We start from the raw sequence: 11,865 nt of genomic DNA on the forward strand, positions 1-11,865 counted from the left end.
TCCCGCAAGGGGGAGGAGAGCGCGCGTCTCGTCAGGCGAGATGTGCACCCGCCGCCCCGCGCGGGGCGGCGGGGTCGAGTCGCGATACGCCTCAGTTCAGCGCCTGCGGGTCCGCCTCCGTGAGGAAGGCCGCGACCTCGCGGAGGAACTGCATGCGGTTCTTCTCCATGATCACGGTGTGCGTCCCTTCGCCCAGCTCGACGAAGCGCTTGTAGGGGGCGTGCGTGAGCTTCGCGAAGTATTCCTGCGCCTGATAGCTCGGCAGGTCCGCGTCCCACTCGGCGTGGATGATCAGCACGGGCACGCGGATGTCGCCCGGGTCGTAGAGCGGCTTGCCGGCCGCCCAGAAGGCGTCCTTGTCGGCGACCGTGCCGTTCGGCGCGCGCAGGACGGGCGGCGCTTGCCGGGCGCCCACCGGATCGGTGGCGAAGGTCGCGTCGGCCCATTGGTCGAACCAGCCCGGCGGGATCAGATCGGCCTTCTTGTCCTCGGGCACCCCGGTCAGCCAGCGCGCCTTGGCGCTGTCCCGGCTGACGCTGCGATAGGCGCCGAGCGGCCCGGACCCACCGCCCATCAGGGTCGGCGTGCGCGACAGCCATTGCGGTGCGTAGAGGACGAGCCGGTTGACCTTGTCGTTGTGCGTGCTGGTGTAGAGCCCCATGGTCGAGGTCCCCCAGGACCAGCCCATCAGGTCGATCTTGTCCACGCCGCGCCGCTTGGTGATGAAGTCCACCACCTGCCCCACCACCTTGGCGGCATCCGGGGTGCGCATGAAGGGCGGGTTGTCGGCCGCCGGGGCGCTCATCGCGGCCGGGCGTCCGGACAGGCCGTAGCCCGGCAGGTCCACGAGGTAGACGTCGAAGCCCAGGCCGGCGAGGTAGTCCATGGCCGATATCCCGCCGAGCGGCAGGTCGAAGGCCGTCGATGCCGGATAGGTGGAGCCGTGCACATAGAGCAGGATCCGGTCGCCCGGGAACCGGTCCGTTCCGGCGGGATGCTTGTTGCGCACGTAGATGTCGACGCCCGGCTCGCTCCAGGGCAGGCGGAATTCTTCCGTCTGCAGCCGGCTCGACGGTGCGGCGCCTGCCGGCGACGGCGATGCCGCGGCCGCGACGCCGGCGGCGAGGGCCCCGATCAGCTGACGCCGCGGCAGGCCCCTCCCCTGTCGGTCCCGGCCCGGATGCGGCTGTGTCTGCGGTGGTCTGTCGGACATGGTTTCCTTCCCGTCCGCCTTGCTGGCGGCTCAGGCGATTCAACCGGCAGCTGCCGGCCGGCGCAACAGAGACCGGCGGAGGCCGGCGGACAGCGGACGGGTTCCGTCGCCCGATGCGGCGAAACCCCGTGAAAAAGCCGGCGCCCGCCCGGCCGGGGCTGGTGACGCCGAGCCGCCATGCGGGCATTGAGACGGGAGATTCAGGGAGACGCCGGCCCATGACGACGCCGAAGTCCATCGCCACCACGCCCTTCCCCGACCAGAAGCCGGGGACCTCCGGCCTGCGCAAGAAGGTGCCGGTGTTCCGGCAGCCGAACTACGTCGAGAACTTCGTCCAGGCGATCTTCGACACCCTGCCCGACAAGGACGGCGCGACCCTGGTGCTCGGTGGCGACGGGCGCTTCCTCAACCGCGAGGTGGTGCAGAAGACCCTCCGGCTCGCCGCCGGGAACGGGTTCGGCCGGGTTCTGGTCGGGCGCGGCGGCCTGCTCTCGACGCCGGCCGCGTCGTGCGTGATCCGCAAGAACGGGGCGATCGGCGGAATCATCCTGTCGGCGAGCCACAACCCGGGCGGGCCGGAGGGCGATTTCGGCATCAAGTTCAACGCGGCCAATGGCGGCCCGGCGCCCGAGACGGTCACCAACGCGATCTTCGCGCGCGCGAAGGCGCTCGCGCAGTACCGCCTCGTCGAGGCCCCGGACCTCGACCTCGACACGCTGGGCGAGACCCTGCTCGGCGCCATGGCGGTCACGGTCATCGACCCGGTGGCCGACTACGCGGCGCTGATGCGCACGCTGATCGACTTCGAGTCCGTGTCCCGCCTGTTCGCCTCCGGCTTCCGCATGCGCTTCGACGCCATGAGCGCGGTGACCGGCCCCTACGCGGTCGCGATCCTGGAGGGCATGCTCGGCGCGCCTCAGGGGACGGTCGTCAACGCAATTCCAAAGGAAGATTTCGGCGGCCATCACCCCGATCCGAACCCGGTCCATTGCCACGACCTGTTCGACCTGATGCAGGGGCCGGACGCCCCCGATTTCGGCGCCGCCTCGGACGGCGACGGCGACCGCAACATGATCGTGGCTCCCGGCCTGTTCGTGACGCCGAGCGACAGCCTCGCTCTGCTCGCGGCCCATGCCCACCGGGCGCCGGGCTACGCGGACGGGCTCGCCGGGGTCGCCCGGTCGATGCCCACGAGCCGCGCCGCCGACCGGGTCGCGGCGTCCCTCGGCATCCCGGCCTATGAGACGCCCACCGGCTGGAAGTTCTTCGGCAACCTGCTGGATGCCGGCCTCATCACCCTGTGCGGCGAGGAGAGCGCCGGCACCGGCTCGAACCACGTGCGCGAGAAGGACGGGCTCTGGGCTGTGCTGCTCTGGCTCAACATCCTGGCCGCGACGGGCGAGCGCGCCGACGCGCTGGTGCGGGCGCATTGGCGGACCTACGGCCGCGACTATTACGCCCGCCACGATTACGAGGAGGTCGAGTCCGACGCCGCCAACGGCCTCATGGACGCCCTGCGCGACAAGCTCGCCGGGCTGCCGGGCACCCGGATCGGCGGTCTCACGGTCGCGACGGCCGACGAATTCGCCTATCGCGATCCCGTCGACGGCTCGCTGACCGAGCACCAGGGCATCCGGATCGGCTTCGCCGAGGACGCGCGGCTGGTCTTCCGCCTCTCGGGCACCGGCACCGCCGGGGCGACGCTCCGGGTCTATCTGGAGCGCTACGTGAACGATCCGGCCCGGCTCGACCTGGCCGTGGGCGAGGTGCTGGCCCCGGTGGCGGCGGCGGCTCGCGCCATCGCGGAGATCGAGCCCCGTACCGGCCGGGCCGAGCCGAGCGTGGTCACCTGACGCGAGCCGGGCGGATCAGGCCTCCCGGCGCTCCCGCGCCGGACCCTTCACCATGTGCACGGTGATGTCGTCGTCGCGCGTCCGGCCCGGGCCGTCATACGGCGCTTCGCGCTCCACCCGGTAGCCGAGGGACGCGTAGAGGCGCAGGTTCGCCGCGTATTTCTTGTTGGTGTAGAGCCTTAAGGCCGCGAGGCCGGCGGAGGCCGCGACCGTCTCGGCGTGGGCCATGAGCCGGACGCCCAGCCCCCGTCCCTGGAAGGCTGGGTGCACCGCGACGTTGACGATCAGCAGATGGTCGTTCTCGCGCCTCGTCTCGATCAGCGCGGCGAGGTCCGCGCCGACATGCAGCAGGTCGAAGCGGTGGGCCAGCACGGCCTCCCCGTAATCGGCCCGCATCGGCGTCGGCAGGCGCCCGATCACCGGGATCCATTTGGTGTAGGCCGCCTCCACCAGCGCCTGGATCGCCGCCGTGTCCCCCGGCTCCGCGCGCCGGATCCCGATCGCATCGTCCATCCGCCCCCCTCGCTGGTTGACCTGGGCGGACCCGTCCCCTAAAGACCCGCCGGTCGATGGGGCTCCGCACGGGGCCCCGTCGCGTTTTCACGCGCACCCGTGGGCGGGATCCTCCCGCCCTGTCGTCCCGGACCGTGAGCGTCCGGGAAAAGGAGGGCGCGTTCCTCATTCTCGTCACGAGAGGACGCGAAACAATGTCGAAGCGGATTCAGGCCAAGCACAAGCTCGACCGCCGCATGGGCCAGAACATCTGGGGCCGCCCGAAGAGCCCCGTCAACCGCCGCGAGTACGGCCCCGGCCAGCACGGCCAGCGCCGCAAGGGCAAGATGAGCGACTTCGGCACGCAGCTGCGCGCCAAGCAGAAGCTCAAGGGCTATTACGGCAACATCACCGAGAAGCAGTTCCGCCGCTACTACGCCGAGGCGATCCGCCTGCGCGGCGATTCCGGCGAGAACCTCGTGGGCCTGCTCGAGCGGCGCCTCGACGCGGTGGTGTACCGGGCGAAGTTCGTGGCGACCCCGTTCGCGGCGCGCCAGTTCGTCAACCACGGGCACGTGAAGGTCAACGGCGTCCGGGTCAACATCCCGAGCTACCAAGTGAAGGCCGGCGACCTCATCGAGGTCAAGGAATCCTCCCGCCAGCTCGAGATCGTCATCGTGGCGACCCAGCTGCCCGAGCGCGACGTGCCGGACTACATCGAGGCCGATCACGCCAAGATGACCGCCCGCGTCACCCGCATCCCCACCCTGTCCGAGGTGCCCTACCCGGTGCAGATGGAGCCGAACCTCGTGATCGAGTTCTACTCCCGCTAAGGTCCCTTCGGCGTTGCCGTCGAGGAAGGGGCTGCCCGCCTGGGCGGCCCCTTCGCGTTTCCGGGCCCGGCGCATCGTCCTGGATCTCGGATCCAGGACGATGCGCGCTCTCCTTGCCGTGCCCCCTATTTTCCGAAAGCCGGCGGCCACCGTTCGGGGCGATGCTCTAGCAACCGTGGCAGATCGAGCCCATCGTGCTGCGCATCTTGCTGTCCCACGCCTTCGAGCGGGCCTCCGCGGCCTTCTGCGCCTTGATCATCTCGGCCTCGTTGATGGGCTTGGGCGAGCCGGTGGCCGCCGGGCCGGCGGCGCCGGGCGGCTTGGTCTGCCCCGTCGCCGTGACTCTGCGGCCGATCCGGGTGCCGTCCGGAGGCGGGCTCTGGGCCAGCGCCGGCGCCGTCCAGAGCAGGACGCCCAGGATCACCGCGTGACGGATCGTTGCCATGGACTTGATCTCCCCGGCGGAGGATTGCCTGCCTGCCCCGCCTTATCCGTCGATGATCCTAGCCGATCGCCACGGTAAAATCATGCCGCGCAAGCCCGGGCACGCCCGTTGAGCGGGCGCGCGCCCTTGCCCGGGAACCGTCGCGAGACGCTGGCCGCAGCGCTCGCCCGCCTCGCCCCGCGCCTGCCCGCCTTCGAGGCAGCGGCCGCCCTCGACCGGGCGCTGGTGAGCCCGGGCCTGCGCCGGGCCGCGCCCGAGACCGCCGCGCGCCTCGCCCTCATCGCCTATGCGAGGCACGTCTTCACCGAGTACGACGACCTCTTGGCCGAGGGCTATGACCGCGACAGCGCCCGGCATTTCGTCCTCGACGACCTCAATGCGGCGCTGACGGCCTGGGGCGCCGCGCCGATCCCCGAGGAGGAGGCCGGCGACGGACCGGAGGACGATCCCCGATAGAGCGTTCGCCTACAGGATGGTCGCGCCGGTCGCCGCCATGCTGTAGGAGACGCGCCGGACGCCGCCCGGTGCGGCAAGGGAGCTTCGCGGCACACCATGAAGATCAGCGCACGCAACGTCATCAAGGGCACGGTCGTGTCGGTCGAGAAGGGCGCGACCACGGCCCACGTGAAGATCGAGATCTCCCCCGGCCAGGTGATCACCGCCTCGATCACCAACGAGTCGGTCGATGCGCTCAGGCTCGTCGCAGGCGGTCCCGCCTACGCGGTGGTCAAAGCCTCCGACGTGATGATCGCGGTCGACTAGGGCCGCGCCCGTTCGCGTTGCGATCGAGCACGACCCTCCGTCCATGAGGTGACGCGCTCGCCGCCGAACCGGTATCCACTTCGGCGGTCAGCCCTCCAGGCGGCTCCCGCGGCCGGGCCGCCATTGCACAGGCCCGGCGCCCGGATTACGCCGAGACTGCAGGCTCCGGGGCGGAGGGGATGCAGTCCGTGGATAGAGGGGACGACCCGTGAAGACCGTGCTCGGCATCGAGACCACCTGCGACGAGACCGCCGCCGCCGTGGTGTCCGTCGACGAGGACGGGCTCGGGCAGATCCGCGCCAACGAGGTGCTGAGCCAGATCGCCGAGCACGCGGCCTATGGCGGCGTCGTGCCCGAGATCGCCGCCCGTGCCCATGTCGAGGTGCTCGACCGCCTGATCGCCCGTGCTCTCGACCGGGCCGGGATCGGGTTTGCCGACCTCGACGGGATCGCGGTGGCGGCCGGGCCCGGGCTGATCGGCGGCGTGCTGGTCGGCCTCGTCACCGCCAAGACGCTGGCTCTGGTGACCCGCAAGCCCCTGCTCGCCGTGAACCACCTCGAGGCCCACGCGCTCACCGCCCGGCTGACCGACGGCCTCGCTTTCCCGTACCTCCTGCTGCTCGCCTCGGGCGGCCACACCCAGCTCGTGGCGGTGCGCGGCGTCGGCGATTACGTGCGGCTCGGCTCCACCGTGGACGACGCGATCGGCGAGGCCTTCGACAAGGCGGCCAAGCTCCTCGGCCTCGGCTATCCCGGCGGCCCCGAGGTCGAGCGCATGGCCGAGACCGGCGATCCCGAGCGCTTCGCGCTGCCGCGGCCGATGCTCGGCCGGCGCGAGGCGGATTTCTCCCTGTCGGGCCTCAAGACCGCCCTGCGGATCGAGGCCGAGCGGATCGCGCCGCTGGCCGAGCGCGACGTCGCGGACCTGTGCGCGAGCTTCCAGGCCGCCGTGGTCGACGTGGTGGTGGATCGCGCCCGGGTGGCTTTGCGGGCCTTCTCGGGCGCCGCCGGCCGGCCGACCGCCCTGGTGGCGGCGGGGGGCGTCTCGGCCAATGGCGCCATCCGGCGGGCGCTCGCGGCGCTCGCCGGCGAGGCGGGTCTGGGCTTCGTCGCCCCGCCCCTGCCGCTCTGCGGCGACAACGGTGCGATGATCGCCTGGGCCGGACTGGAGCGCCTGCGGCTCGGGCTCGTGGACGATCTCACGGCCCCGGCCCGGCCCCGCTGGCCGCTCGCGGCCGACCCGGCCCGCGCGGCGGTCCCGGCCGGATGAGCGCCGCCGCAGACCGGCGCGCGCTCTGGCGGGATCTCGTCGAGCGTCGCCTGCCCGACGCCGCCCGGCCGGGCTGGCCGGTCCGCCTCGACCATTGCTTCGCCCGCATCCTCCTCGACAACGCCTGCGGCGGCCCCTGGCGCGAGAGCGTGCGACCCCCCGCCCACGTCAACATGCCGGAGGAAGGCCTGGAGGCGGCGATCGCGCTCGGCGAGGCGGTGCTCGCCGGCGCGGCGGATCTTGCCCTTCTGAACCGGCGCTCCCTGGCCTGGCGCGGCAAGGCCGTGCATTCGGGTGCCGTCCCGCCGGTGCCCGCCGATCTCCGGGACGGCGAGCTGCACCTGCGGCGCTGGCTTCCGGCCGACGTGGCGCCCTTCGCGGCGCTCAATGCCGACCCGGAGGTGATGGCCCATCTCCTCGGGCCGCGGACGGGCCCGGAGAGCGCCGCCGAGGCCCGCGCCCTCGACGGGCGGTTCGCGGCGGACGGCTTTGGTCCCTGGGCGGTCGAGCAGGGCGGGCGCTTCCGTGGCTTCGTCGGCGCTCTGCGGGTGATGCGCGCCCTGCCCTTTCCGGGCGGCGGGCGGCCCGGCGAGGCGGTCGAGCTGGCCTGGCGCCTTGCCCGCGACGCCTGGGGCCGGGGCTTGGCGACCCGGGCCGCGCGGCTCGCGCTCGCCGACATCGCCGGGCGTTGCGGCATCCGCACCGTGGTGGCCTATACGGCCACCGGGAATCACCGGTCCCGCGCCGTCATGGAGCGCCTCGGCATGGTCCCGTCCGGGACGTTCGCGCATCCGGCCGTGCCGGAGGAACCGACGCGCACCCACGTGCTCTACCGGCTCGATCTCGCGGGAGCGGCAGCGTGAGCGCGCCGATCAACGTGATCGGCGGCGGCGCCTGGGGGACGGCACTGGCCAACGCCGCCGCCAGTGCCGGACATCCCGTGTCGCTCTGGCTGCGCGACCCGCAGGCCGCCGCCGCGCTCCAGATCGAGCGGGTGAATCCGCGCTACCTGCCCGGCGTGCCGCTCCATCCGGCGATCCACGCGACCGCGTCGGCCGGCGACCTCGCGGGCGCCCGTGCGACCCTGCTGGTCGTGCCGGCCCAGACCGTCCGCGGCGTGCTGGAGAAGCTGCGCAGGCCCCTGGCCTCGGCCGGGCCCGTGATCCTCTGTGCCAAGGGGATCGAGCGCGGCAGCGACAGCTTCATGAGCGCGGTGGCCGAGCAGGTCCTGCCGCCGGGCACGCCGGTGGCGGTGCTGTCCGGCCCCAGCTTCGCGGCCGATGTCGCCCGCGGCCTGCCAACCGCCGTGACCCTCGCGGCAACCGATCCCGGGCTCGCCGCCTCTCTCTGCGCGCTGCTGTCGGGACCCACCTTCCGCCTCTACCACACCGACGACGTGCGCGGCGTCGAGATCGGCGGCGCGGGCAAGAACGTGCTCGCCATCGCGTGCGGCATCGTGGCGGGCCGGGGTCTCGGCGAGAGCGCCCGGGCGGCGCTGATCGCCCGCGCCTTCGCCGAGCTGATGCGCTTCGCCCGGGCGTTCGGTGGCCGGCCCGAGACGCTGATGGGGCTCTCGGGCCTCGGCGACCTCGTGCTGACGGCCTCCTCGCCGCAATCGCGCAACTTCGCCTTCGGGCAGCGGCTCGGCACCGGGGCGAGCCCGGACGAGGCTTCGGGCGGCAAACTCGCCGAGGGCGCCTTCACGGCCGCTGCCCTGACCGGCCTCGCCGCGGCGCGGGGCGTCGAGATGCCGGTGGCGGCTTCCGTCGCGGCGATCGTGGCCGGCTCGGCCGGCGTCGAGGACGTGATCGCCGGCCTGCTCGCACGGCCGCTCCGCGGCGAGACGGATTAGGGCGCCGTCCATCGGCGCCGCTCAGGCCGCGACGGCCTCCGGCTCCCGCTCGGGGCCGTGGGTGTGGACGGCGAAGCGTTCGATCGGCCCGGGCCGACCCAGCAGGTAGCCTTGGGCGATGTTGCACGGCGCCTGGGCGAGGAACGGCAGCTCCTCGTTCGTCTCCACGCCCTCCGCCACCACCGGGCAGCTCTTTGGAGGCGCCATCCGCCCCGGACAGCGAGGAGGGGAAGACCCAAACATTCACCCGCCCCTTCGGATCGAACCGTCGGCATGACAGCCGGGTGCGTCTCGGCTGGGGCTCTGCAGGGCCTGAACGCGCGGGGCACGGCTGGCCTGTCCGTTTCAGGCGAAGCTGGGCTATGGGGGCGTGCCGCCGCGACCGGGCGGCCGCTTGGGGAGCGCACGATGGCGTACTGGCTGTTCAAATCCGAGCCCGCGACCTGGTCGTGGGACCAGCAGGTCGCGGCCGGTGAGGCGGGCACGTACTGGAACGGCGTGCGCAACCACCTCGCCAAGAAGCATCTGATGGCCATGCAGGTCGGCGAGCAGGGCTTCTTCTACCACTCGAACGAGGGCAAGGCGGTGGTCGGCATCGTCGCGGTGATCCGGCCCTACTATCCCGACTACACCGACGAATCCGGCCGTTTCGGCATGGTCGACGTGAAGGCCGTGGCGGCGCTGCCCCGCCCGGTGACGCTGGACGCGATCAAGGCCGAGCCGGACCTCGCCGGCATGGTCCTGGTGAACAATTCGCGCCTGTCGGTGCAGCCGGTGAGCGAGGCCGAATGGGTCCGCGTGCGCGCCATGGGCGGACTCGGCTGAGACGCCCAGGAGGGCCCGGTCAGGCGGCGCGGTTGAGGGGCCCCCGGACCGGCGCGAAGGCTTCCTGGTCGACATCGACCGGCGGCAGCGTGTCCATGACCCGGGAGGCCGGCAGGATCACGATCACCTCGGTGCCCTCGCGCGGCCGCGAGGACAGCTGGAATTGTCCCCCGTGCAGCTCCACCAGACCCTTCACGATCGGCAGGCCCAGCCCCGAGCCCTGCTCGGCGGTCTTGATCGCCAGGGAGCCGCGGCCGAACGAGGACATCACGGTGCCGAGTTCGTCCTCGGGGATGCCGGGCCCGCTGTCCTTCACCGAGACGTACTGCCCGCCCGAGCCCGTCCAGCCGACCTTCAGCCAGATCTCGCCGCCCGGTGGCGTGAACTTCACGGCATTGGATAGGAGGTTGAGCACGATCTGGCGGAGCGCCCGCTCGTCCGCCCAGAGGCGGGGCAGCGAGTCGTCGACGAGGTCGTGGAAGGTCTGGTCCTTCGCCTTGGCGCGCAGGCCCATCATGTGGCGGCATTCTTCCACCACATGGGCGAGCTGCACCGCCTCCTCGTTGAGTTCGTAGCGCCCCGCCTCGATGCGCGAGAGGTCGAGGATCTCGTTGATCAGGTTCAGCAGGTGCATCCCGCTGTCGTGGATGTCGTTCGAGTATTCGCGGTAGGACGGCGCAGTGTGGATGCCGAACACCTCGTTCTTCATCACCTCCGAGAAGCCCAGGATGGCATTGAGCGGCGTGCGCAGCTCGTGGCTCATGGTGGCGAGGAATCGCGACTTTGCGAGGTTGGCCTCCTCGGCCCGGCGGCGGGCCTCGTCGGAATTCGCCTTGGCCTGCTCCAATTCGCCGAACACGGCATTCTTCTCAGCGCGCGAGCGCAGGGCGCCCACCGTCGAGGTATAGAGGCGGCGGGACAGGCCCAGGAAGAAGAGCTGCGCGCCGCCGGCCATCACCACGAGCAGGAGCGCGTCCATGCCCTTCGAGAAGGCGGCCAGCGACGCGGTGGCGACCGCCAGCGGCACCAGGGCGGCGACCGCCGCCACCGGTACCGTCGCGGCCAGCATCGTGGTCACGGCGGCCGCGATGACGAGGCCGAACAGCGCGAAGGTCCAGCCGCCGGTGGTGCCGAGCCCGATCATCGCCGACCACGACAGGCTCTGCAGCACCTCCCCCATCAGGAACCGGCGACGCCAGCGGGCCAGGGGGATCGTCGCCGGATCGGCGCGCAGGAAGCCCCGGCTCAGCGTGGTGTTGAGCGTGATCATCAGGAACACGCACAGGGCCCAGAGCCCGGCTACGGGCGGCGCGATCCAGAACGTCGCCGCCGTCGCGAGCGCCACTGCGAACAGCACCAGCGGGATGCCCGCTCCCGCCCGGTACTGTGCGTAGTGACGCAGCAGCTCGTGGTCGAAGGCCCGCTCGAGGCCGGTCTGCGAGGTCAGCTTCTCGCGCGCCGAGCGGATCTCGCGGGCCACACCGAGGCGGCGTGCCGCCTCCTCCGTCGAGGGACCGCGACCGCGCTGGACCATCTCGACGGTCAGATCGGACATGCGTCTCTTGAAACTCGGCTCGAATGCGGCGGGGTGGCGCTGGCGGGAAACAACGGCGCCAGGATGGGGGGGATGTCTTAAGAAGCGGCTGCCGACATGGGTCGGATCTTAAGCATCGTCGTCACCTCGGGGCCGGCGTCCATCCGGCCCGGCGTGCGTCGCCGCACAGCGTGTGCGCGATTCCAGCCGCTAGGATATGGTTTGCGCTTGCGGTGCCTGAGCGAGGCCGAGCGCCGCGATCCGGAGCGCGTCCGGACTGCGCGCGTCGATGAGGGCCGCCGACCATGCCGAAGCTCACCGTCAACGGTCAGACCCACGAGGTCGACGCCGACCCGGCCATGCCGCTGCTCTGGGTGCTGCGCGACCGCCTGGACGCGACCGGGACCAAGTACGGCTGCGGCATCGCGCAGTGCGGCGCCTGCACGATCCATCTCGACGGACAGCCGGTGCGCGCCTGCCAGACGCGGCTCGGCGATGTCGGCACCGCGCAGGTCACGACCATCGAGGGCGTGTCGGGCCGGGTGGCCGAGGCCGTCCAGGCGGCGTGGCGCAAGCTCGACGTCGTGCAGTGCGGCTACTGCCAGTCCGGCCAGATCATGTCGGCGATCGGACTCCTGTCGGGCAACGCCAAGCCCAGCGACGCCGATATCGACGGCGCCATGGACGGCAACATCTGCCGCTGCGGCACCTACCAGCGCATCCGCGCCGCGATCCACGAAGCCGCCCGCACCCTCGCCTGATTGTCCCCGCCCGTCCCCGCGGTCC

The 11,865-nt window shown here is 72.0% G+C and carries 14 protein-coding genes; 9 read left to right on the forward strand and 5 right to left on the reverse strand.

The window, feature by feature from the left end; translation table 11 throughout:
• Nucleotides 1-91: 91 nt before the first annotated feature.
• Nucleotides 92-1,213, reverse strand: coding sequence for an alpha/beta hydrolase (locus Q8W67_RS17230; RefSeq protein WP_305547730.1), 1,122 nt, complete (start codon nucleotides 1,211-1,213; stop codon nucleotides 92-94).
• A gap of 218 nt (nucleotides 1,214-1,431) precedes the next feature.
• Here Q8W67_RS17230 and Q8W67_RS17235 point away from each other — a divergent pair, with 218 nt between their 5' ends.
• Nucleotides 1,432-3,066 (forward strand): alpha-D-glucose phosphate-specific phosphoglucomutase, encoded by a 1,635-nt coding sequence (locus Q8W67_RS17235; RefSeq protein WP_305547732.1) that lies wholly within the window; start codon nucleotides 1,432-1,434, stop codon nucleotides 3,064-3,066.
• A gap of 15 nt (nucleotides 3,067-3,081) precedes the next feature.
• On the opposite strand, the gene Q8W67_RS17240 is transcribed toward Q8W67_RS17235, so the two are convergent.
• Nucleotides 3,082-3,579, reverse strand: a complete 498-nt coding sequence (locus Q8W67_RS17240; RefSeq protein ID WP_305547734.1) for an N-acetyltransferase — start codon at nucleotides 3,577-3,579, stop codon at nucleotides 3,082-3,084.
• A 194-nt stretch (nucleotides 3,580-3,773) separates the two neighbouring features.
• On the opposite strand from Q8W67_RS17240, the gene rpsD reads away from it, so the two are divergent.
• The gene (rpsD, locus tag Q8W67_RS17245; protein ID WP_305547736.1) at nucleotides 3,774-4,391 is read left to right on the forward strand and encodes a 30S ribosomal protein S4; all 618 of its coding nucleotides are present in this window, start codon (nucleotides 3,774-3,776) and stop codon (nucleotides 4,389-4,391) included.
• Between the two features lie 166 nt (nucleotides 4,392-4,557).
• Here the strand turns inward: rpsD and Q8W67_RS17250 are convergent, their stop codons facing one another.
• Nucleotides 4,558-4,836 (reverse strand): hypothetical protein, encoded by a 279-nt coding sequence (locus Q8W67_RS17250; RefSeq protein WP_305547738.1) that lies wholly within the window; start codon nucleotides 4,834-4,836, stop codon nucleotides 4,558-4,560.
• A 108-nt stretch (nucleotides 4,837-4,944) separates the two neighbouring features.
• Between Q8W67_RS17250 and Q8W67_RS17255 the strand changes: the two genes are divergently transcribed.
• The 5 genes from Q8W67_RS17255 (at nucleotide 4,945) to Q8W67_RS17275 (ending at nucleotide 8,720) form a co-directional block, all read left to right on the forward strand.
• Nucleotides 4,945-5,292: a DUF2293 domain-containing protein gene (locus Q8W67_RS17255; RefSeq protein WP_305547740.1), complete on the forward strand. Its 348-nt coding sequence runs from the start codon at nucleotides 4,945-4,947 to the stop codon at nucleotides 5,290-5,292.
• 96 nt (nucleotides 5,293-5,388) lie between these two features.
• Nucleotides 5,389-5,598 carry a molybdopterin-binding protein gene (locus Q8W67_RS17260; protein WP_305547742.1) on the forward strand — a complete coding sequence of 70 codons (210 nt, stop codon included), beginning with the start codon at nucleotides 5,389-5,391 and terminating at the stop codon, nucleotides 5,596-5,598.
• Nucleotides 5,599-5,806: 208 nt separating this feature from the next.
• Complete coding sequence (tsaD, locus tag Q8W67_RS17265) at nucleotides 5,807-6,868, forward strand: tRNA (adenosine(37)-N6)-threonylcarbamoyltransferase complex transferase subunit TsaD (RefSeq protein ID WP_305547744.1); 1,062 nt, start codon at nucleotides 5,807-5,809, stop codon at nucleotides 6,866-6,868.
• Entirely contained in the window at nucleotides 6,865-7,731 is an 867-nt protein-coding gene (locus Q8W67_RS17270; protein ID WP_305547746.1) for a GNAT family N-acetyltransferase, read from the forward strand. The genes tsaD and Q8W67_RS17270 overlap by 4 nt, the downstream gene beginning before the upstream one ends.
• On the forward strand, nucleotides 7,728-8,720 hold the full coding sequence (locus Q8W67_RS17275; protein WP_305547748.1) for an NAD(P)H-dependent glycerol-3-phosphate dehydrogenase: 993 nt from the start codon (nucleotides 7,728-7,730) through the stop codon (nucleotides 8,718-8,720). The genes Q8W67_RS17270 and Q8W67_RS17275 overlap by 4 nt, the downstream gene beginning before the upstream one ends.
• Before the next feature lie 21 nt (nucleotides 8,721-8,741).
• Here Q8W67_RS17275 and Q8W67_RS17280 read toward each other — a convergent pair whose 3' ends face one another.
• On the reverse strand, nucleotides 8,742-8,927 hold the full coding sequence (locus Q8W67_RS17280) for an EAL domain-containing protein (protein WP_370693897.1): 186 nt from the start codon (nucleotides 8,925-8,927) through the stop codon (nucleotides 8,742-8,744).
• 201 nt (nucleotides 8,928-9,128) lie between these two features.
• Between Q8W67_RS17280 and Q8W67_RS17285 the strand changes: the two genes are divergently transcribed.
• Nucleotides 9,129-9,545, forward strand: a complete 417-nt coding sequence (locus Q8W67_RS17285) for an EVE domain-containing protein (protein WP_305547750.1) — start codon at nucleotides 9,129-9,131, stop codon at nucleotides 9,543-9,545.
• Between the two features lie 19 nt (nucleotides 9,546-9,564).
• Here the strand turns inward: Q8W67_RS17285 and Q8W67_RS17290 are convergent, their stop codons facing one another.
• Nucleotides 9,565-11,100, reverse strand: a complete 1,536-nt coding sequence (locus Q8W67_RS17290; RefSeq protein ID WP_305547752.1) for a HAMP domain-containing sensor histidine kinase — start codon at nucleotides 11,098-11,100, stop codon at nucleotides 9,565-9,567.
• Between the two features lie 284 nt (nucleotides 11,101-11,384).
• Here Q8W67_RS17290 and Q8W67_RS17295 point away from each other — a divergent pair, with 284 nt between their 5' ends.
• Complete coding sequence (locus tag Q8W67_RS17295; RefSeq protein ID WP_305547754.1) at nucleotides 11,385-11,840, forward strand: (2Fe-2S)-binding protein; 456 nt, start codon at nucleotides 11,385-11,387, stop codon at nucleotides 11,838-11,840.
• Nucleotides 11,841-11,865 lie beyond the last annotated feature (25 nt).

Source organism: Methylobacterium sp. NEAU K (assembly GCF_030700285.1).
Taxonomy (GTDB): Bacteria; Pseudomonadota; Alphaproteobacteria; order Rhizobiales; family Beijerinckiaceae; genus Methylobacterium.

What these genes read in the sequence shown, in the direction of transcription:
- Q8W67_RS17230 (WP_305547730.1), bottom strand. Translation starts at nt 1,213, where the DNA reads ATGTCCGACAGACCACCGCAGACACAGCCGCATCCGGGCCGGGACCGA.
- Q8W67_RS17235 (WP_305547732.1), top strand. Translation starts at nt 1,432, where the DNA reads ATGACGACGCCGAAGTCCATCGCCACCACGCCCTTCCCCGACCAGAAG.
- Q8W67_RS17240 (WP_305547734.1), bottom strand. Translation starts at nt 3,579, where the DNA reads ATGGACGATGCGATCGGGATCCGGCGCGCGGAGCCGGGGGACACGGCG.
- rpsD (WP_305547736.1), top strand. Translation starts at nt 3,774, where the DNA reads ATGTCGAAGCGGATTCAGGCCAAGCACAAGCTCGACCGCCGCATGGGC.
- Q8W67_RS17250 (WP_305547738.1), bottom strand. Translation starts at nt 4,836, where the DNA reads ATGGCAACGATCCGTCACGCGGTGATCCTGGGCGTCCTGCTCTGGACG.
- Q8W67_RS17260 (WP_305547742.1), top strand. Translation starts at nt 5,389, where the DNA reads ATGAAGATCAGCGCACGCAACGTCATCAAGGGCACGGTCGTGTCGGTC.
- Q8W67_RS17270 (WP_305547746.1), top strand. Translation starts at nt 6,865, where the DNA reads ATGAGCGCCGCCGCAGACCGGCGCGCGCTCTGGCGGGATCTCGTCGAG.
- Q8W67_RS17280 (WP_370693897.1), bottom strand. Translation starts at nt 8,927, where the DNA reads ATGGCGCCTCCAAAGAGCTGCCCGGTGGTGGCGGAGGGCGTGGAGACG.
- Q8W67_RS17285 (WP_305547750.1), top strand. Translation starts at nt 9,129, where the DNA reads ATGGCGTACTGGCTGTTCAAATCCGAGCCCGCGACCTGGTCGTGGGAC.
- Q8W67_RS17290 (WP_305547752.1), bottom strand. Translation starts at nt 11,100, where the DNA reads ATGTCCGATCTGACCGTCGAGATGGTCCAGCGCGGTCGCGGTCCCTCG.
- Q8W67_RS17295 (WP_305547754.1), top strand. Translation starts at nt 11,385, where the DNA reads ATGCCGAAGCTCACCGTCAACGGTCAGACCCACGAGGTCGACGCCGAC.